The 19,765-nt window shown below is 66.6% G+C and carries 15 protein-coding genes and 2 pseudogenes; 6 read left to right on the top strand and 11 right to left on the bottom strand.

Annotated elements, in window-relative coordinates; all coding sequences use genetic code 11:
- Positions 1-58: 58 nt before the first annotated feature.
- The 4 genes and pseudogenes from MSM1_RS12470 to MSM1_RS22715 form a co-directional block, all read right to left on the bottom strand.
- Positions 59-1,315, bottom strand: coding sequence for an Nramp family divalent metal transporter (locus tag MSM1_RS12470; protein ID WP_374101722.1), 1,257 nt, complete (start codon positions 1,313-1,315; stop codon positions 59-61).
- 120 nt (positions 1,316-1,435) lie between these two features.
- A complete protein-coding gene (locus MSM1_RS12475) occupies positions 1,436-2,326 on the bottom strand; it encodes a Ku protein (RefSeq protein ID WP_213442579.1) in 891 nt (296 codons plus the stop codon).
- A gap of 124 nt (positions 2,327-2,450) precedes the next feature.
- A complete protein-coding gene (locus tag MSM1_RS12480; RefSeq protein ID WP_213442581.1) occupies positions 2,451-3,626 on the bottom strand; it encodes an adenylate/guanylate cyclase domain-containing protein in 1,176 nt (391 codons plus the stop codon).
- Positions 3,627-4,055: 429 nt separating this feature from the next.
- A pseudogene (locus MSM1_RS22715) lies at positions 4,056-4,381 on the bottom strand (hypothetical protein); the annotation flags it as partial.
- 258 nt (positions 4,382-4,639) lie between these two features.
- Between MSM1_RS22715 and MSM1_RS12485 the strand changes: the two are divergent.
- Complete coding sequence (locus MSM1_RS12485) at positions 4,640-6,955, top strand: ATP-dependent DNA ligase (RefSeq protein ID WP_213442583.1); 2,316 nt, start codon at positions 4,640-4,642, stop codon at positions 6,953-6,955.
- 8 nt (positions 6,956-6,963) lie between these two features.
- On the opposite strand, the gene MSM1_RS12490 is transcribed toward MSM1_RS12485, so the two are convergent.
- The 3 genes from MSM1_RS12490 to MSM1_RS12500 form a co-directional block, all read right to left on the bottom strand.
- Positions 6,964-7,881 (bottom strand): SAM-dependent methyltransferase, encoded by a 918-nt coding sequence (locus tag MSM1_RS12490; RefSeq protein ID WP_213442585.1) that lies wholly within the window; start codon positions 7,879-7,881, stop codon positions 6,964-6,966.
- A 193-nt stretch (positions 7,882-8,074) separates the two neighbouring features.
- Positions 8,075-9,382, bottom strand: coding sequence for a DUF4873 domain-containing protein (locus tag MSM1_RS12495; protein ID WP_307857373.1), 1,308 nt, complete (start codon positions 9,380-9,382; stop codon positions 8,075-8,077).
- Positions 9,379-10,281 (bottom strand): diiron oxygenase, encoded by a 903-nt coding sequence (locus MSM1_RS12500; RefSeq protein WP_213442587.1) that lies wholly within the window; start codon positions 10,279-10,281, stop codon positions 9,379-9,381. The genes MSM1_RS12495 and MSM1_RS12500 overlap by 4 nt, the downstream gene beginning before the upstream one ends.
- 355 nt (positions 10,282-10,636) lie before the next feature.
- On the opposite strand from MSM1_RS12500, the gene cobF reads away from it, so the two are divergent.
- From cobF to MSM1_RS12515, 4 genes and pseudogenes are all read left to right on the top strand, one after another.
- On the top strand, positions 10,637-11,383 hold the full coding sequence (gene cobF / locus MSM1_RS12505) for a precorrin-6A synthase (deacetylating) (protein WP_213442969.1): 747 nt from the start codon (positions 10,637-10,639) through the stop codon (positions 11,381-11,383).
- Position 11,384: 1 nt separating this feature from the next.
- Positions 11,385-11,633: pseudogene (locus MSM1_RS22370) on the top strand (DNA-formamidopyrimidine glycosylase family protein); the annotation flags it as partial.
- Between the two features lie 120 nt (positions 11,634-11,753).
- The gene (locus MSM1_RS22375) at positions 11,754-12,248 is read left to right on the top strand and encodes a zinc finger domain-containing protein (protein ID WP_307857388.1); all 495 of its coding nucleotides are present in this window, start codon (positions 11,754-11,756) and stop codon (positions 12,246-12,248) included.
- A 33-nt stretch (positions 12,249-12,281) separates the two neighbouring features.
- Complete coding sequence (locus MSM1_RS12515) at positions 12,282-13,031, top strand: SDR family oxidoreductase (RefSeq protein WP_213442591.1); 750 nt, start codon at positions 12,282-12,284, stop codon at positions 13,029-13,031.
- Positions 13,032-13,096: 65 nt separating this feature from the next.
- Here MSM1_RS12515 and pgi read toward each other — a convergent pair whose 3' ends face one another.
- From pgi to MSM1_RS12530, 3 genes are all read right to left on the bottom strand, one after another.
- Positions 13,097-14,761: a glucose-6-phosphate isomerase gene (pgi, locus tag MSM1_RS12520; protein WP_213442592.1), complete on the bottom strand. Its 1,665-nt coding sequence runs from the start codon at positions 14,759-14,761 to the stop codon at positions 13,097-13,099.
- Between the two features lie 145 nt (positions 14,762-14,906).
- Positions 14,907-15,170, bottom strand: a complete 264-nt coding sequence (locus MSM1_RS12525; protein WP_213442593.1) for a chorismate mutase — start codon at positions 15,168-15,170, stop codon at positions 14,907-14,909.
- A gap of 110 nt (positions 15,171-15,280) precedes the next feature.
- The gene (locus MSM1_RS12530) at positions 15,281-16,513 is read right to left on the bottom strand and encodes an ISL3 family transposase (protein WP_213442594.1); all 1,233 of its coding nucleotides are present in this window, start codon (positions 16,511-16,513) and stop codon (positions 15,281-15,283) included.
- Between the two features lie 261 nt (positions 16,514-16,774).
- Between MSM1_RS12530 and pcrA the strand changes: the two genes are divergently transcribed.
- Positions 16,775-19,138 carry a DNA helicase PcrA gene (gene pcrA / locus MSM1_RS12535; RefSeq protein WP_213442595.1) on the top strand — a complete coding sequence of 788 codons (2,364 nt, stop codon included), beginning with the start codon at positions 16,775-16,777 and terminating at the stop codon, positions 19,136-19,138.
- Between the two features lie 3 nt (positions 19,139-19,141).
- On the opposite strand, the gene MSM1_RS12540 is transcribed toward pcrA, so the two are convergent.
- The gene (locus MSM1_RS12540) at positions 19,142-19,723 is read right to left on the bottom strand and encodes a hypothetical protein (protein ID WP_307857374.1); all 582 of its coding nucleotides are present in this window, start codon (positions 19,721-19,723) and stop codon (positions 19,142-19,144) included.
- Between the last annotated feature and the right edge of the window lie 42 nt (positions 19,724-19,765).

Genomic DNA, 19,765 nt, shown 5'->3' on the forward strand with positions numbered 1-19,765 from the left:
GCCGGAGGATCGCAAGGCGGGCAAGATGCCAGGTTCGGGCAGCGCGGCCGGCCGGTATTCAGCCGGCCACCGTCAGATAAATCAGCACCACATTGAGCAGGCTGATCAGCGCGGTAATCACCCAGCCTGCGGCCGTGGTGAGCCGAGCGTTCACGTCATCACCCATCAGCACGGGGTTGGCGGTCAGTCCCACCAGCGGAAACAGCGCAAAGGGAATGCCAAATGACAAGACCACCTGCGAGAGCACCAGGGCGCGCGTGGGATCCAGCCCGCTGGCCAGAATCACCATGGCGGGAATCAGGGTGAGCACTCTGCGCACCACCACGGGGATCGAGCGGTGCAGCAACCCGTCCATAATCATGGCGCCGGCATAGGCGCCCACCGAGGTGGACGCCAGACCCGACGCCAGCAGCCCGATGGCGAATAGCAGCGCGATCGTGGGCCCGAGGGTGGTGTGCACGGCCTGGTAGGCGCGCCGGATCGACCCGCTGTTGTCGCGGCCCTGCAGATTGATCGCGGCGACCAACAGCATCGCCGCGTTCACCGCTCCCGCGATGAACATCGCCAGCCCGACGTCCCAGCGGGTGGCTCGCAGCAGCCGGCGCCGCTGGGGCCCGGCCTCCGGATGCCCGTGCCGGTCGAGGGCCAGGCCGGAGTGCAGGTAAACCGCGTGCGGCATGACCGTAGCGCCCAGGATGGCGGCGGCCAGCAGTATGCTTTCGCTGCCGCGGAAGCGGGGCACCAGGCCTTCGATGACGGCACCCGGGGGTGGTGTCTTGACAAAAAAACTGGCGGCAAAGCCCACCGCGATGACCATCAGCAGTGCCTCGATGACCCGCTCGAACACCCGCTGGCCACGACGATTCTGCACGATCAGCAGCAGCAGCGACACCGCCCCGGTGATCGCCCCGCCGATCAGCAGCGGTAGATGCGCCAAGATGCCCAGCGCGATAGCTCCGCCCACCACCTCGGCCAAATCGGTGGCCATCGCCACCAGTTCGGCCTGCGCCCAATAGGCCAAACGGCTGGGGCGGCGCATCTGGGCACCGACCGCCTCGGGAAGCGACTTTCCGCTGACCAGGCCCAGTTTTGCCGACAGGTATTGCACCAGCGCGGCCGTTGCGTTGGCCACCATGATCACCCACAGCAGCAGGTAGCCATACTCGGCGCCGGCGCTGACGTTGGCGGCCACGTTCCCCGGGTCCACATAGGCGATGGCCGCGACGAATGCCGGCCCGAGCAGATACCAACCCGCTTTGAGCGGGGCGAGGATGCCCTGGGCCAAGTCAGCGACCTTTGATCCGAAATGACGAATGCGAAAGTTAGGCTAGCCGAAAACTTGGAGCCTTACCCAGCGAGGCGATGGCCGTGTCCAGCCGGCCGGTGCCGCCCGGGCGCGCATCCCAGGCCATGCCCGTCAAACCGGGTTCGGCCGTTAGGGCCGCACGCTTGACTTCGCCGGGGCTTTTTTGGCCGGCGCCTTCTTGCTCGGGGCCTTTTTCGCCGAGGCTTTCATGGCCGACGCCTTGCCATCGCCGGAGCGCGCCTTCACACTGGCCTCCAGCTTGGCGAGCAAGTCGGAGACGTCCTCGGCCTCCTCCAGCTCGGTCGGCTGTTCCTCGACGGTAAACGCCTGCCCGCCTTCAAGTTTCGCATCTATGAGTTCGCGCAGCTGTTCCTGGTAGATGTCGTGGTAGCGGTCCGGGTTGAACTCTTCGGCCATCGACTCGACCACCTGTCCCGCCATTTTCAGCTCTGCCGGCTTGATCTCGACTTTTTTGTCCAGCACCGGGAAGTCAGGATCACGGATCTCGTCGGGCCACAACAACGTCTGCACCACCATCACTGTGCGCTTGCTGAAATCCTTGACCCGCAAGGCCGCAAGTCGGGTCTTGTTGCGCAGCGCGAAATGCGCGATCGCGACGCGATCGGTTTCGGCCAACGTCTTAGCAAGCAGCACATATGATTTCGATGACTTCCCCTCCGGCTCCAGGAAGTAGCTGCGGTCATACATCATCGGGTCGAGCTCACTGGCCGGGACGAACCCCAGCACCTCGATCTCGTGGTTACGCTCCTCCGGCAACGTCGCGATGTCGTCGTCGGTGATCACCACCATCCGGCCGTCATCGGATTCGTACGCCCGCGCGATATCGCTGTATTCGACCACCTCACCGCACACCTCACAGACCCGCTGATAGCGGATCCGCCCGTTGTCCCTGGCGTGCACCTGGCGGAACTTGATGTCGTGGTCCTGGGTCGCGGCGTACACCTTGACCGGCACGTTGACCAGCCCGAAGGAGATCGAGCCCTTCCAGATGGACCGCATAGCGTCCAGTATGCCCACATCAGGGCCGGTGTACCCGGCGATCGGCAATGCATGGCCAGGCGTTGGGATCGGGGCTCGGCGAGGCCGGCGGGTGCGGGTCGCTCTGCAGCGCCCTTCGGCCGCTTCACGTGGGGTACGAGGTGCCGCGAACGGGTCGCTTGCCGGCCGGTTTCCTTCCGATGACGCACCATGTTTCGGCGCGACCCGCGCCCTTGACCGCGATGGTGCCCCGTGGCCGGCAATCGAATTCATCGCCGACGAGGTCGAAGGTGTTGCGAGTGATCTGGATGACGCCGCTTTGGCCGTGCGACTCCATGCGGCTGGCCATGTTCACCGTGTCGCCCCACAGGTCGTAGATGAACTTTTTGCGTCCGATGACACCCGCGACCACCGCGCCGGAGTTGATGCCGATGCGGAAGGCGAGCCTGCGCCCGCCGAACGTCCGCTCGCTGATCGCTTCCTGCATGTCAAGCGCGAGGTTGACCAGGGCCCGGGCATGGTCGGCGCGCGGGCGCGGCACGCCGGCGGCGACCATGTAGCAATCTCCGATCGTCTTGATTTTCTCCAGGTCGTACTTGTCGACGAGCGCGTCGAAGCACTGGAACACCTCGTTGAGCAGATCAACCAGGCTCAGTGGCGTCATGGTCGCCGCCAGCGGGGTGAACTCGACGATGTCGGCGAACAGGATGCTCGCGTGGTCGTAGTGCGCGGCGATCGCGCGCGGTTCCGTCTTCAGCGCCTCGCAGATCTCCTTCGGCAAGATGTTGAGCAGCAGCGTCTCCGAGCGTTCCTGGAAGAAGTTGCGGGCACCGACGAAATGGTGCAGCAGCCCGAACGTGATTGCGACCACCGTTCCGACGTTGAGCGCGAAGAACCAGGTGACGAAGGTGTCGGGCAGGTGCGCCGGCGCCAGATGCGGCTGCAGCAGCGCGGTCGCGACCAGCAGCGCGACGAAGCCAACGATCCAAGCCCGTGTCCGCCTGGGGGCTTCGAGCAGCAATGACCCCAGCGGACACAGCGCGGCCCAGATGATGACCGCGCTGGATTGCCGGAAGCCGCCCAGCGCGAGCGTCACCAGCCACGGCAGGGTCAGGATCAAAAGCAGTTGAGTGAGGCGGTAGAACTCGAGGCTGCGCTTCCAGGCGAAGAGGGCGGTGTTCACCGGCGTGAAGACCGAATAGAACGCCGGTATTGCCGCGGCAAGCGGGACGTGCATCAGCAGGTAGATCAGGCTCCACAGCACCGTGAGCGGCAGCGTTCCCGCGAACAGCACGACGGCGAGACGCTTCTGCAGCGCCATTTCGCTGCTATCGGTGGCTGCGGCACCGAGGTGTCCCACCCACGCGGCGAGGCCATGGTCCCAACGGGTACGCCGGGACGGCAAACCAACGTGCATCGGCACCTCCGGCGGCTGAGCTTTCCGTCCAGCTACCCCCGATACGTTAGCTATCGGCGACGCTTGTTACGGCATTTCAGTGGCGTGACCCGTGATGCGCCGGCCAACCAGTCGTCGGTGACGGCTACTCGCGCGGTCGCCATCCGGGTCGCGGTGATGCTTCCCGGCACAAGTTGTGCGCCGGAGGGATTGACGTGATCGCTGATGCACCGCCCGTTCGGGTCGTCTGCGATACGGCTGCGGAAATCGACGTCGCGGCCGGGCCTTGAGAGTCCGACGGCCACGTTGAGCACGGTGCCGCCAACGTGCTCGACGCTGACTTGCCGGGGCGGCTCATGCCCCGTCCTCGCGGAGCAACACCTCCAGCGTGGCTCGTGCCCCGCGGCGATGCAACGATTCCAGCGCCCCGCGATAGGCCTCGCTGAAGTGCGCCACCAGCGCCGCCAAATCCCCGAACACCGCGGTGTTCTCGATGAAGGCGGTGGGCGCGCTGCGAGCGGGTGATCGGCACCAGCGACGCGACCACCGGCCGCAGCGTTGGGTGGCTTCGCGGAATCGAAGGATGACATCAGGAATTCGGCCAGCAGGGGGTCGCGGGCGGCGTCGTGGACCAGCCGGTACCCGCACAGGTAGGCGAAATAGCGTAGGCATTGGTGGCCGGGGTGATCCGACGCAGTCAGGGTTGTGCTGTTTAGTTGCACGGCGCTGCGCCCTATCTCTTGACTCCTTCCTGGTCGGGGCCCGCATCGCCGGGTGCCGCCACACGCCTCGACGGTACGACGACAACCCGCCCCGCCGGGGTGTGTGCGACGGCGCTGGGCAATCTGGTGGGCGGTTCGACGGTGCCGGGGTGACGGGGAGGGCTCGAGGCGAGCGACACCGGCACCGTCACGGCGTGGGCGACGTACCGTGAGCCTATGAAGTGGGCGCAGGCTCGGCCGCGAGTGCAGCTCACCAACGCCGACAAGGTGCTGTATCCCGCCAGCGGGACGACCAAGAAAGACGTCTTCGGCTACTACACCACCATCGCCGACGTCCTGCTGCCACACATCGCCGGTCGCCCCGCCACCCGAAAACGCTGGCCCGACGGTGTGCAGGAGCCGTCGTTCTTCGAAAAGCAACTCGCCTCCTCGGCGCCCGACTGGCTGCCCCGTGCCAGCGTGACGCACCGGTCCGGAACGACGACCTATCCGATCATCGACAGCCCCGCCGCGCTGGCCTGGATCGCCCAGCAGGCGGCGCTGGAGGTGCACGTGCCGCAGTGGCGGTTCGTCGCCGCGTGGACGCGCGGTGGGGAAAAGTTAAAGCCCGGCCCGGCAACGCGTTTGGTGTTCGACCTCGACCCTGGTGACGGTGTGGTGATGGCTCAGCTGGCTGCGGTGGCACGCGCCATTCGCGACCTGATCGCCGATATCGGGCTGAGGACCCTCCCGGTCACCAGCGGCAGCAAAGGGCTGCACCTCTACGCTCCGCTGGACAAGCCGGTGAGTTCCAGGGGCGCGACCGTATTGGCCAAACGCATTGCGCAGCAATTAGAACAGACGATGCCGGCGTTAGTCACGGCGACCATGGCCAAAAGCGTCCGTGCGGGCAAGGTGTTCGTCGACTGGAGTCAGAATGACGGATCGAAGACCACCATCGCGCCGTACTCGCTGCGCGGCCGGGAGTGGCCGACGGTGGCCGCGCCACGCGCCTGGGAGGAACTCGACGATCCGGCGTTGCGGCAGCTGCGCTACGACGAGGTGCTGGCCCGTGTCGCCCGTGACGGTGATCTGCTGGCGCCGCTGGATGCCGATCTAGCCGTGGACCGGCTGACGCCCTACCGCGGCAGGCGTGACCCGTCAAAAACACCCGAACCGATACCCAGCGCGAAACCTATTACCGGCCAATACAATACACAAAGCAATATATTTGTCATCCAGGAGCACCATGCCCGCCGGCTGCACTACGACTTCCGGCTGGAGCACGACGGTGTGCTGGTGTCGTGGGCGGTGCCGAAAAACCTGCCCGACACCCCATCGGTGAGCCATCTCGCGATACGCACCGAGGACCATCCCCTGGAATACGCCGCCTTCGAGGGCGCCATCCCCAAGGGTGAATACGGTGCCGGCACGGTCATCATCTGGGACGCCGGCACCTATGACACCGAGAAGTTCCGCGATGACGAGGTCATCGTCACGCTGCACGGCAACCGGATATCCGGGCGCTACGCGCTGATTCACACCAACGGCAACCAGTGGCTGATACATCGGATGAAAGACCAGAAGGCTTTCCGCTTCGACGAGCTCTACCCGATGCTGGCCACCGGGGGCTCGGTAGCCAACCTGACATCCGGCCGGTGGGCGTTCGAAGGCAAGTGGGACGGTTACCGGCTGCTGGTCGACGCCGACCACGGCCGGGTACGGCTGCGGTCCCGCAGCGGACGCGACGTCACCCAAGAGCATCCCCAATTACATTCAGTAGCAGCTGATCTCGTCGATCACCATGTCGTGCTTGACGGGGAGCTCGTCGCGCTTGACAAATCCGGGGTACCGAGATTCGCCGAACTGCAGAACCGCCTCCGTGGCGCCCACCTCGAGTTCTGGGCGTTCGACCTGCTCTACCTCGACGGCCGCTCGCTGCTGCGGGCCACATACAACGACCGGCGCCAGCTACTGGAAACCCTTTCCAGAACAAGCAATCTCATCGTTCCAGACTTGCTGCCCGGCGACGGCGCCGACGCGCTGGCGTATTCCCGCAAGCACGGCTGGGAGGGCGTGATCGCCAAGAGACGCGACTCAACCTATCGGCCCGGTCGGCGCTCGGCGTCATGGATCAAACACAAACACTGGAACACCCAGGAAGTCGTCATCGGCGGCTGGCGTGCGGGTGAAGGCGGGCGCGCCGGCGGGATCGGCTCGCTGCTGGTGGGTATCCCGGGGCCGAGTGGCCTGCATTTCGCCGGCCGCGTCGGCACCGGTTTCACCGAGCGCGCGCTCGCCGATCTCAAGAAACGCCTGGCGCCGCTGCAAACCGGCGAATCTCCGTTTGATGCACCGCTGTCCGCCCGCGACGCCAAGGGTGCGACATTCGTCAAGCCGGTGCTGGTCGGGGAGGTGCGCTACAGCGAGTGGACCGCCGACGGCCGGCTGCGCCAGCCGAGCTGGCGAGGGCTGCGGGAGGACAAGAATCCGAGCGAAGTAGCGCGGGAAGCAGCCAGCCAGCATGCGGCCGGCCACGTATCGCATGGCTGAGCCGCCGGCTATGTGCGGATGGCGCGCACGAACCTGATCGCGGCCGCCGGGCCGGTCTGCGCGTCGTCCGGCGGGGGAGCCAGCCCGGCGGCCGCGAACAACTCGGCGAGCACCGATCTGCTTGTGTCCCAGCCGTTGGCCTGCAGGTGCGCCGCGACATCGGTGTGCTCGCCGGGATAGGTCAACTCGGCAATGTCGAGATCCAGGCCGTGCTCGCGCCACAGCTCGGTCATTGTCTTCCGGCGATCCTGATCCGCCTCGAACTCACCTGCAACCGATCCATAGTCGGCAGCCAGCCGGCTGCCGGTGGCGCTGAGCTCCGTGATGGTGTCCAGCAGCCGAACCTCGGCCTGTGGGGGCAGAAATCCGATGAGCACTCCTTCGGCGAGCCACGCCGTTGGCTGGCTGCGGTGGAAGCCGGCCCGCTGCAACGCGGCTGGCCAGTCTCCGCGGAGATCGATGCCCACGGGGCGGTGTTCGGTGGTCGGCTCGGCGCCGAGCTGCGACAGCGTCGTAGTCTTGAATTCGATTACCTCGGGCTGGTCGATCTCATACACGGTGGTTCCCGCCGGCCATTGCAACCGGTACGCGCGGGCATCCAACCCGGACGCCACGATCACCACCTGCCGAATGCCCGCCCGTCCGGCGTCGGCGAAGAAGTCGTCGAAAAACCGTGCCCGTGCGGCGAAGGTGTCGACCATCCGCGGAAACGCGGCGCGGGGTTCGATGGTGTCGAAATCCAGCTCGCCGGCCGCCATGCGGGTGAACACGTCGATGCCGACCGCGCGCACCAGGGGCTCGGCGAATGGGTCGCTGATCACCGGCTGTGGGCGCCTGGTTGCGGCCGCGCGGGCGGCGGCGACCATGGTGGCGGTGGCTCCGACGCTGGTCGCCAGGTCCCAGGTGTCGTCATCGGTTCGTGCCATAGCCAGTCCTTCGATGTCGTGGATGCCGTGGATGTCGCATCGCGGTGTGCCTTCCTACCCCACCATAGGTGGCTGGCCGCACACCGTTTCCGCCTAGCGGGCGCACCGGGTCCGCCGTCCGCGGTGTTCCCCAGATGCACCCGGGACCCGGGTGGCAGCCGGGCGCATTCCCCCGATGAACCGGGTTGACGGCTCAGCGGCGGGCTGCGGCTGTCGCAGCAGGCACCGCGAACGGCGGTGTCCCGACGCCGACGATCGAATGGCTGGCCCACGGGGTTTGCTCGGTGATTTGCCCGGTGGCGCTCCGATCGCCCACGGTGATTATCACCGTGCGTGTCTGCTGCACAAGCTCAGCGGACAGGTGATCGAAAACTATTCCTCGCCAATGGTATTGACCATCGACGGGGTCGAGGTAACCGGCTAGCCGGACGCGCGCCGCCTGGCTGGTGCCGGCGATCGTGAGGGTCGCCGCACCGTCGTAGGCCGCGTCGTCGCCCGCGCCGGACGACAAGTCGAACGCCGATCGCACCACGCGGTGGTGGGGGCTTCGCAGGTGAACGCGCTCGTTGAATAGCCGTTGGCTGCTGCGGCGCACTTCGATGCGGGTAGCCCCGGCCCGCATCATCAACGCGAGGCACCCGACGATGTAGCGTGTCTGCGCTTTGATACCGGGCCCGGCAAGCAGAAAGTAGTTGGGAAAGCCGTGAATGGCCACACCGTGGTAGGGCTCCATGCCGTCGCACCAGGCTCGCCGGATGGTCACTCCGCGCGCGCCGAAAAGCTTCGGCCCGCAAATCTCGTCGGGGATGGTGAACCCGGTGCCATAGATGATCGCGTCGACGTCGTGGTGGACGCCGTCACGGGTGCGGACACCCGACGCGGTCACCGCGTCGATGGTCACGCCCACGAGTTGGGGCTCCCACCGCCGCGGGACGCCGCCCGCCAGCAGCCGAGCTCCCGGCAGGCGGCGTCGCAGCCAGCTCTTGGCGCGGGCACCCGCAGAGGGGAGTCGCGGGATGACCCGGCGTGGGGGTTGCGCGAACACCATGACCGCCGCCGAGCTGGTCAGCCGGCCGAGGTGGGTTGCGGCGGTGGTGTCGACGCCGATCACGGCGATTCGCTTTCCGGCCGGATCGAAATCGTGATCCCAGGCTGCGGCGTGAAACGACGGTCCGCGAAAGTCGTTGCGCCCGGGAAAATCCGGGATCCAGGGAACGAAGCCGGGCTGGTGCGCTGCGATGACTACCCGAGCGCGGCAGACCTCGCCGCCGCGGATTTTCAGCGTCCAGGTGTCGGTGTCGTCATCAAAGACCAAGCAGCTGACGTCGTGGTTGAGTCGTAGCCGGTGGTGCAGGGCCGGCGGGACGCTGCCGCGCGGCGCCCGCTCGAGCATCACGAAGTCGGTGATGCCGGTGTCGAGCAGTTCAGCCCCGAGGCGCACGCCGGCCGCGCCCGCGCCGACGACAGCGACCTGATGGGGTTCCACGGCTGCCAGGCTCACAGAAACCCGCTGCGCGCCCACATCCGGCGCGCAAGCGGGCCGAGCAATCCCAGCTCTGTCAAAAACGCCGCCAGCGGGGCGAATCCGGCCACCATAACGTCGTGGCGGTGGGGGCTGTTGCGGGCGGTTTCGCGTGCTTGACGCACATTTAGGCCCGCCCGCGCGTAGGGGACCGGGTTGGTGAGCAGGTAGCGGAAAAACCATCCCCCCAGCCCGTTGATGTTAGCCACGAACCACCGGCCCAGCCGTGACATCTCGGGCACCCGCCGGCGCAGGCCATCGCGCGCGAACTGGATGTGGCGGGATTCTTCGGTGACGTGAATCCGCATCAACCGCTGGACCAACGGCTGCAATTCGGGGTCGTCCATCATCTGGCGCTGCAAAGCGTCGAAGATTTCTTCGCCGATCAGCGCGGCCACCCACAACAGCGCGCCGCGAAATAGCAGCGGCAGGATGTTGATGATCACCCGTTGGTAGCGCCGCGGGGTCACCGGTTTGGCGCCGACGCGCTCGATGGCCTTGCCGAACATCACCATATGACGGGTTTCATCGCCCAGCTCGGTCAGCGCGTAATGCGATTCGGATGCGGCGGGGTCCTCGTGGATGAGTCGCCGCAGCAATCCCTGATTCAGGACGTTCTCAAACCAGATGCCCGCCGAGAGCGTGTTGACCAGCTCCTGGCGGGACAACTCGACGCGCTGCGCGCGGGTCATCTCATCCCACATCGGGGTGCCATACAGGGACACCGTCTTGGGCGGCAGGTAGAACTTGTCCGGGTCGAGCGGCGCGTCCCAGTCGATATCGACGACCGGCGCGTAGGACTTCTTCACCGAGCCCTTCAGCAACCGCTCGGAGAACTCCTCACGGCTCGGCCCGCCTCGCGTCGCCGCGGTGGTCATAACGCGGCTCCTCCTCATCGCTTCGCTCTGCGTCGTCGCCAGCACACGTCGCTGGCGCCGCTCCTCCTCATCGCTTCGCTCTGCGTCGTCGCCAGCACACGTCGCTGGCGCCGCTCCTCCTCATCGCTTCGCTCTGCGTCGTCGCCAGCGCACGTCGCTGGCGCCGCTCCTCCTCATCGCTTCGCTCTGCGTCGTCGCCAGCGCGCGTCATCGCCGACGTCCGTTCATAGGTGTTTCATGGGTGCTGTTCCAGACGGTAGGAAGAACCCGGGCAACATGTCAATACCCATGGTACCGGATACCGCCAGTCCCCGATAGCCCACGGGAGCGGCTGGTTGTAGGCTGTGCGCGCGTGTTGAGCCGGCATATCCACGTGATCGGCATCGGCGCCGGGAACCCGGACTACTTGACCGCGCAGGCTATCGCTGCGCTCAACGACAGCCGGGTGTTTTTCGCCCCGGAAAAAGGTGAAGCCAAACGTGACCTGCTCGCACTGCGGCGTCACATCTGCCAGCGGTTCATCCGCGAGCCCGGTTACCGCTTCGTCGAGTTGCCCGACCCGCCGCGGTCGGCGGGCGGCGATTACCGGCAGGCGGTGTCGGACTGGCATGCGGCGCGGGTGCGGATCTGGGCCGACGCCATCGCCACGGAACTGGGCGTGGGCACCGTGGGTGCGTTTCTGACCTGGGGTGACCCATCGCTGTATGACAGCACGCTGCGCATTCTGGATGCCGTCGCCGCCGAGGTGGACCTCAGCTACGACGTCATCCCGGGTATTACCGCCGTGCAGGCGCTGACGGCGCGGCACCGCATCCCGCTCAACGAGGTCGGTGAACCCGTGCTGATTACCACCGGCCGCCGGCTGCGTGCCCAGGGATTGTCCGGCTCCGCTGTGGTCATGCTCGACGCCGAGTGCTCGTTTCGCACCTGCCCGCCGCAGACCCGAATCTGGTGGGGCGCCTACCTGGGCACCGACAAAGAGCTGCTGGTGTCGGGCACGGTCGGTGAGGTTGGGGAGCGCATCGCTTCCCTACGGGCCGACGCCCGGGCCCGTAACGGCTGGATCATGGACACCTACCTGCTGCGGGCGCAAACTGGCTAGCGTGCCCGAGCTGCCCGAGGTCGAAGCGCTGGCAGCCCAGCTGCGCCGCCACGCGGTCGGACGAACCATCGGCCGTGTCGATGTCGTCGCCTTCTCGGTGCTCAAGACGGTTGATCCCCCGATCAGCGCGCTGCACGGCCAGACCATTGCCGGGGCCGAGCGGTGGGGCAAATACCTGGGTCTGCGCGCCGGGACGCTGATTTTGGTGACCCATCTGGCGCGCGCAGGCTGGCTGCGCTGGTCGGAAACGCTGCCCGCCACGCCGCCGCGCCCGGGCAAGGGACCGATCGCGCTGCGCGCGCACCTCGGCACCCCCGGTAGGGCCCCCGGCTTCGATCTCACCGAGGCCGGCACCCAGAAGCGGCTGGCCGTGTGGCTCGTCGACGAGCCGGCCAAGGTTCCCGGGGTCGCCGCCCTGGGGCCCGACGCGCTGGACGTCAGCGCCGACGAGCTCGCCCGGCTGTTGGCGGGCAACACCGGCCGGATCAAAACCGTCCTTACCGACCAAACGGTGATCGCCGGTATCGGCAACGCCTACAGCGACGAGATCCTGCACGAAGCCAAAATCTCCCCGTTTGCCACGGCCGGGAAGCTGACGACGTCTCAGGTGGGCGCGCTGCACGCGGCCATCGTGTCGGTGCTCACCGATGCGCTGACCCGCTCGGCGGGTCAGCAGGCCGCGACGCTCAAGGGTGAAAAGCGGTCCGGCCTACGGGTGCATGCCCGGGCCGGTCTGCCGTGCCCGGTGTGCGGTGACATCGTGCGGGAAGTGTCGTTCGCCGACAAGTCCTTCCAGTACTGTCCGACCTGCCAGACCGGGGGCAAGGTGCTGGCCGACCGGCGGATGTCGCGGCTCTTGAAATAATCCCGGGAAGCTAGCGGTGGTTATGCTGCCCTGGTGATCCGGCGCAAAATCCTCATCACCGGAGCGAGTTCCGGCCTGGGCGCCGGCATGGCGCGCGCATTCGCCGCTAAGGGCCGCGACCTGGCACTGTGCGCCCGTCGAGCCGACCGCCTCGGCGAACTCAAGGCCGAACTGACACAACGCTGTCCGGGCATCAAGGTGGCCGTCGCCACCCTGGACGTGACCGACCACGAACAGGTGCCGAAGGTGTTCACCGAGCTCGACACCGAGCTCGGCGGGGTCGACCGGATCATCGTCAACGCCGGAATCGGCAAAGGTGCGCCGCTGGGGTCGGGCAAGTTATGGGCCAACAAGGCGACCATTGAGACCAACCTGGTGGCCGCGCTGGTGCAGATCGAAACGGCACTGGAGATGTTCCACAAGGCCGGCTCGGGGCACCTAGTGCTGATGTCTTCGGTGCTGGCCCGCAGGGGCGTGCCGGGCGTCAAAGCCGCCTACGCGGCCAGCAAGGCCGGGGTGTCATCGCTGGGGGAATCGCTGCGCGCCGAGTACGCGAAAGGCCCGATCAAGGTCACCGTCCTAGAGCCCGGCTACATCGCGTCGGAGATGACCGCCAAGGCGGTCAGCACACCGTTCTTGGTGGACACCGCAACCGGGGTGCGCGCACTGGTCAGCGCCATCGAACGCGAGCCGGCCCGGGCGACGGTGCCGTGGTGGCCGTGGGCGCCGCTGGCGCGGCTGCTCGGGGTGCTGCCGGCGCCGCTGACCAAGTACTGGTCCTAAGCCTGGTCTCAGCCGGGCCCCAGCCAGGCCCGTGGGCTTGCCAATGCGCGCAGCGGCGCAACGGCTCAGCCGGCCCGGCCCCGCCCGGCGCGGTAGCGGCGCACCAGCGCGTCGGTGGAGCTGTCCGACTGCTTATCGGGCGAGCTGCCGCCGCTGAGCACCGGATAGAGCGTTTTGGCCTGCGTCTTGCCCAGCTCCACCCCCCACTGGTCGAATGAGTCGATGCCCCACACCACGCCCTCGGTGAACACCTGGTGCTCGTAGAGCGCGATCAGCTGGCCGAGCGCCGAAGGCGTGAGCCGGGTAGCCAGGATCGAGGTGGTAGGCCGGTTGCCGGGCATCACCTTGTGCGGTATCAGGGCGGCCGGGGTGCCTTCGGCGGCGAACTCCTCAGCGGTTTTGCCGAATGCCAGCACCTGGGTTTGGGCGAAGAAGTTGCTCATCAACAGGTCGTGCATGCTGCCGCTGCCGTCGGCGGTGGGCAGGTCGTCAAGGGGCTGGCAAAATCCGATGAAATCGGCCGGCACCAACCGCGTGCCTTGATGCAGCAGCTGGTAGAAGGCGTGCTGCCCGTTGGTTCCCGGTTCGCCCCAATAGATTTCACCGGTGTCGGTGCTCACCGGCGTGCCGTCGGCGCGCACCGACTTGCCGTTGGACTCCATCGTCAGCTGCTGCAGATACGCCGCGAACCGCGCCAAGTCGTTGGAGTACGGCAGCACCGCGCGTGACTGCGCGCCGAAGAAGTTGGAGTACCACAGTCCGATCAGCCCCAGCAGCACCGGCGCATTGCGCTCCAGCGGAGCGCTCGTGAAATGCTCGTCGATGATGCGGAATCCGTTCAGGAAATCGGCGAAGGCCGCCCGCCCGATCACGGCCATCACCGAAAGCCCGATCGCGGAATCCACCGAATACCGTCCGCCGACCCAGTCCCAGAAGCCGAACATGTTGGCGGCGTCGATCCCGAACTCCTCGACGAGCCTTTTGTTGGTCGACACCGCGACGAAATGCTTCGCCACCGCCCCTTCGCCGAGGGCGCCGGTTAGCCAGCGCCGGGCCGCGGCGGCGTTGGTCAGCGTCTCCAGTGTCGAAAAAGTTTTCGATGCCACGATAAAAAGCGTTGTCGCAGGGTCTAAGTCGGCCAGCTTCGTCGTCAAGTCCGCGGGGTCGACGTTAGAGACGAACCGCGCCGAAATGCCCGCGTCCGCGTAGTGGCGCAGTGCCTGGCATGCCATCGCCGGGCCGAGGTCCGAGCCGCCGATGCCGATGTTGACGACGGTGGTGATCTTCTTCCCGGTGGCGCCGGTCCACTCGCCGCTGCGCAACCGGTCGGTGAAGTCGCCCATCGCGTCCAAGACGGCATGCACGTCGTCGACGATGTTCCGGCCGTCGACGATCAGCTCGGCGTCCCGCGGTAGCCGCAACGCGGTGTGCAGCACCGCGCGGTTTTCCGAGGTGTTGATGGGTGCGCCGGCCAGCATCTCGTCTCGGCGCTGCTCGAGGTTGGCCGCGCGGGCCAGATCGATCAGCATCGTGATGGTCTCGCGGGTGATGCGGTGTTTGCTGTAGTCTATGTAGAGGTCGCCGATCGTGACGGCCAGCTCGCGGCCGCGGTCGGGATCATCGGCGAAGAATTGCCGCAAATGGATATCTTTGACCCGGTCGTGATGGCTGCGCAGGGCTTGCCATGCGCGGGTAGCCGAGACGTCGGGAACCTCTCGAAGCCCAGTCATGACATCGACCCTAATCCGGTGACGATGCGGTCCGGACGGCCCGGGGCGGAGCGCTTCGACGGCACGCGACAGCGCCGGGCGATCGGCCCCGGTCAGCGAGTGGCCGCCGACGCCACCGGCGGAATTGAGCACATCGCGGGACGGCTCAATGACCAAGTCGGCCGCGGCCCAGGCGGAGTAGCACGATCGCGAGGTCCTTACCCTCGGGACCCAGCTCGCTGTAACGCTCGATGACCTGCATCTCGCGGCTGTGTACCAGCCGGGTGCCACCGGAGGCCATTCGGGCCTTACCGATAGTGCGGGAAATCTCGGTTCGCCGTTTGACGGCGGCGAGGATTTCGGTGTCCAAGCGGTCGATTTCCCGACGGAGCTCCTCGATATCGGGAAGCTGTTGAGTCTCGGTGTTCATCCTTGCTGACTCCGCATGCTGGTTGTGTGGGAGACCGGTCGTTAATCCAGTATCGGGCCTCGCACAAAAATCGAGCCCCGAATCCGGGGTTCTTCCGGGAAGTTTGTGGGTCATGGTGCGACCGGGTAGAGCTGTAATCCACCGAGGTGGAAGTAGATTGCGGTCTTGAAGTGCTCTCGGTTGCGGTAGCCGCGGGCGGAGACGCGGATGGCCTGGATGCGGGAGTTGAGGCCTTCGGCTCCGGCGTTGGTGATCGGATGCGCGAAGTAGGACAGCAGCCCCGCTTGGTGGCGTTTGAGTGTCTTTGCTGCGTCGATGATCGGTTGCAGTCGGGAGTGGGTGGCCCAGAAGTACCAGCGCTTGAAATGCTTGGCGCCCCAGCCGCGGCGCCGGTAGGACCAGAAGCGCCGTAGGTTCTCCTTGATGGCCCAGGCCCGGGCGGTCTTCAAGTCGGCGCCGCGCAGGGCGGCGAAGCGGTCGGTGTGGCGCTCGGGCAGGTTCTCCGCGGAGTACTGCCACAGATACTTGCTGCCGGCCAGGCTTTTGTCACCGACCGCGGCCAACGCCTGGTTCTCGGCCTTGCGCACGGTGTCGACGGCCTTGGTGAGATAGCCCATCAGGTGATAGCGGTCAAACACGATCTTGTCGTCGGCGTCGGCTAGGTGCGCACGCACCGAGGCGGCGAACGGCTCCCACATGTCGATCGCAACCGCCGCGATCCCGTCGAGCTGCTCGGCGGTGAATTTCTCGAAATAGCCGTCCAGGCTGGCCTGTCGGCGCTCGTCAGCAATATATTCCACGGTCCCGGCATCTAGGTCGGAGACCACGGTGATGTAATCCTGTCCTTTCCCGGCCGCTTTCTCATCGACCCCCACATGGGCTGGCACGTTCAGCGGTTTGGCGGCCAAACCTCGAGTGACCGCACGCTCCATCAGGTGCCACGCCTCGTCCCAGCTGATACCCAGCAGCTTGGCTGCGGCGGCTACGTCGCAGGCGGCGAGCACGTCGATCGCCAGCCGCTCGAACAACACGGTGAACCGCGAGTGCGGCTCGGCCCACGGCAACGCAACCTGACGCACCCCGTGTTCGGGACAATCCACTCGCGGCGGACTTGCGTGCAGGAAGGTCAAAAACGCGCACGAGTCCAGATGCCGCCACACCCGCTCGGCCGAGTGGTCATAGACCGACAGCACGGCATCGCAGTCCGGGCAGGCAAACCGGGTCCGGGCTGGATGTTCAACCCATACGTCCACTCGCCGGTCGGTTGCTGACAGCTCGACCCGCCCCACCTTCCATGGAGTCTCCAGTCCCAGCAGATGGCGGTACAGCTCGGTGTCGCGCATGAGGCAAATCCTGCCGCTGATCGCCCGTCAACCCCAAGCCGGACCCACACAAAACCTGGAAGCGCCGAATCCGGAAAGCGGACCACGGGGCTCTGCAGCGCAGCTAGACCACGGGCACGGCTCGGGGATACCCGTAGAGAAATCGGCGATGGGGCGTTGGGGCCCGTCGGCGGCGCCGCGCCTTGAGCATTGCCCGAGTGTGCCACACCCGGCGGCGCCGGCGCAAAGTCTGTCACCCGACGGCGGTAAGTTGGGACCGACATGAGTGTGCAAGCGACCGATGCGGGGACCAACGCGGGGACCGATGCGGGGACCAACGCACAGCCTGCCGGCGACGCAGATCGGCTCCTTGACGGCCTCAATCCCCAGCAGCGCCGGGCGGTGCTGCACCAGGGCTCGCCACTGCTGATCGTCGCGGGCGCGGGCTCGGGCAAGACCGCGGTGCTGACGCGGCGCATCGCCTACCTGATAGCCGCGCGGGGTGTCGAGGTGGGTCAGATCTTGGCGATCACCTTCACCAACAAGGCCGCCGCGGAGATGCGCGAGCGGGTAGTTCAGCTGATCGGAGCCCGCGCCGGCCGTGCCCTGTGGGTGTCGACTTTTCACTCGATGTGCGTGCGCATCCTGCGCAACCAGGCATCGCTGATTCCCGGTCTCACCGCGCACTTTTCGATCTACGACGCCGACGACTCGCGGCGTTTGCTGCAGATGATCGGCCGGGAGATGGGGCTGGACATCAAACGCCACTCGCCACGGCTGCTGGCCCACGCCATCTCCAACCTGAAAAACGAGTTGATCGACCCCGAACGGGCACAGGCCAACGCCTCAGACACCTCCGATGACCTGGCCGCCACCGTCGCCGGGGTCTACGGCGAATACCAGCGCCGGCTGCGGGCGGCCAATGCGCTGGACTTCGATGACCTCATCGGGGAGACCGTGGCGCTGCTGCGGACCTTCCCGCAGATCGCCCAGCACTACCGCCGCCGGTTCCGCCACATCCTGGTTGACGAGTACCAGGACACCAACCACGCGCAATACGTGCTGGTGCGGGAATTGACCGGACGCGATGCCGCAGATGACGTCCCACCCGCCGAGCTATGCGTTGTCGGCGACGCCGACCAATCGATCTATGCCTTTCGCGGGGCCACCATCCGCAACATCGAAGATTTCGAGCGTGACTATCCCAACGCCACAACAATCCTGCTGGAACAGAATTACCGCTCAACGCAGAACATCCTCTCGGCAGCGAACTCGGTGATCGCCCATAACACCGGGCGCTGCGAGAAGCGGCTATGGACCGACGCCGGCCCGGGGGAGTTGATCGTCGGCTATGTGGCCGACAACGAGCACGACGAGGCGCGGTTTGTCGCCGAGGAGATCGATGCGCTCGTGCAACGCGGGGCGATCACCTACGACGACGTCGCGGTTTTCTACCGCACCAACAACTCGTCGCGGTCCTTGGAAGAGGTGTTCATCCGAGCCGGAATTCCATACAAAGTCGTTGGGGGAGTTCGGTTTTACGAGCGCAAGGAAATCCGTGACATTCTCGCCTACCTGCGAGTCCTGGACAACCCCGATGACGCCGTCAGTCTGCGACGCGTTCTCAACACACCGCGCCGCGGCATTGGCGATCGCGCCGAGGCCGCCGTGGCGGTGTATGCCGACAATTGCGGGGTTGGCTTCGCCGACGCTCTGGTGGCCGCGGCCGAAGGCAAAGTGCCGACGCTGAATGCCCGATCGGTGAAGGCGATTGCCGGTTTCGTCGAGTTGCTCGAGGACTTGCGGGGCCGCCTCGACGAGGATCTCGGCGATCTGGTCGAGGCGGTGCTGGACCGGACCGGCTACCGCGTGGAGTTGGAATCCTCCACCGATCCACAGGATCTCGCCAGGCTGGATAACCTCAACGAACTCGTAAGCGTCGCACACGAATTCAGCACCGACCGGGCGAACGCCGCCGCTATCGACGGGTCTTCGCAGGACCAGGGCGACGAGGATGTGCCCGATGCCAGGGTTTTGGCGGATTTCCTGGAGCGGGTGTCGTTGGTTTCCGACGCTGACGAAATCCCCGAACAGCATGCGGGTGTGGTTACCCTGATGACGTTGCACACCGCGAAGGGTTTGGAATTTCCGGTGGTGTTCGTGACGGGCTGGGAAGACGGCATGTTCCCGCACATGCGGTCGTTGGATGATCCCACCGAGCTGTCGGAGGAGCGCCGATTGGCCTATGTCGGCATCACCCGGGCCCGTCAGCGGCTGTATCTGAGCCGGGCCAAGGTCCGGTCCTCGTGGGGACAGCCGGTGCTGAACCCGGAGTCGCGGTTTTTACGGGAAATCCCGCAGGAGCTCATCGACTGGCGGCGCGTCGATCCCGCCCCGTCGTTCAGCGCGCCGCTAAGCGGTGGCGGGGGGGTCGGCCCATCCCGCCCGGCACCGGCCCGCCCGGCGGCCCAGCGGCGCCCGCTGCTGGTGCTGCAGCCCGGTGACCGGGTGTCGCATGACAAGTACGGGCTGGGACGGGTGGAGGAGGTGTCCGGCACCGGCGAGTCGGCGACGTCGCTGATCGACTTCGGCAGCTCCGGGCGGGTGAAGCTGATGCACAACCACGCCCCGATCACCAAGCTGTAGGCGTTACTCCCGGAGAACCCAGCGTGTGGTGTCGGGATGCAGCGCCAACACCACACTGGCGATCGGCGCCAGCGGCAGCGCGTGCACGATCCACGCGACACGAGCACCGGCGATGAAAACGCCGAGGTAGGTCAGCAACGCGACCACGGCGCCGGCCACGATGAGGTAGCGGCCGTAGGGACGGCGCTGCAACAGCGTGATCACGCCCGCCACCGTGGCCGAGCCGAACACCAGGGCGAGGAATCCCACCGCGATGCAGAACAGGCGGTCGGATTTCCACCACCCGGCGATCAGGTCGGTGGCCACCACGGAGGTAGCCCACCCGCCGATAATGCTCACGGCGCACGCGGCGATGACCGTCTTAGGGGCCGGTTCCGCGGTGCCGGTGGCCAGCGAGTCGGCCACACTCTCGCGCAGGACGCCACCGGCTGGCCCGCCCCAGCCGGGCGGGGGGTGGGCAACGTGACCGCTCTGCGGCAGCGGCGGCAGGGGCGCGGTCGGGGCGCGCCGGATGATACGGGTCCGGGTGTCGTCCCCGGACTGGGTTGCCTCAGGCCTTCGTGGGTCGTGGGGCGATGTCGTCACCGCAGGCCTTTCTGCAGCTTGCTCCGGTTCCCGCCATAGAAA

The sequence above is a fragment of the Mycobacterium sp. SM1 genome (assembly GCF_018361265.1).
In the GTDB taxonomy this organism is placed as follows: Bacteria; Actinomycetota; Actinomycetes; order Mycobacteriales; family Mycobacteriaceae; genus Mycobacterium.

Coding starts and splice junctions, on each gene's coding strand:
- MSM1_RS12485 (WP_213442583.1), top strand. CDS start 4,640: ATGAAGTGGGCGCAGGCTCGGCCGCGAGTGCAGCTCACCAACGCCGAC.
- pcrA (WP_213442595.1), top strand. CDS start 16,775: ATGAGTGTGCAAGCGACCGATGCGGGGACCAACGCGGGGACCGATGCG.
- MSM1_RS12480 (WP_213442581.1), bottom strand. CDS start 3,626: ATGGCGCTGCAGAAGCGTCTCGCCGTCGTGCTGTTCGCGGGAACGCTG.
- MSM1_RS12525 (WP_213442593.1), bottom strand. CDS start 15,170: ATGAACACCGAGACTCAACAGCTTCCCGATATCGAGGAGCTCCGTCGG.
- MSM1_RS12475 (WP_213442579.1), bottom strand. CDS start 2,326: ATGCGGTCCATCTGGAAGGGCTCGATCTCCTTCGGGCTGGTCAACGTG.
- pgi (WP_213442592.1), bottom strand. CDS start 14,761: ATGACTGGGCTTCGAGAGGTTCCCGACGTCTCGGCTACCCGCGCATGG.
- MSM1_RS12490 (WP_213442585.1), bottom strand. CDS start 7,881: ATGGCACGAACCGATGACGACACCTGGGACCTGGCGACCAGCGTCGGA.
- MSM1_RS12530 (WP_213442594.1), bottom strand. CDS start 16,513: ATGCGCGACACCGAGCTGTACCGCCATCTGCTGGGACTGGAGACTCCA.
- MSM1_RS12500 (WP_213442587.1), bottom strand. CDS start 10,281: ATGACCACCGCGGCGACGCGAGGCGGGCCGAGCCGTGAGGAGTTCTCC.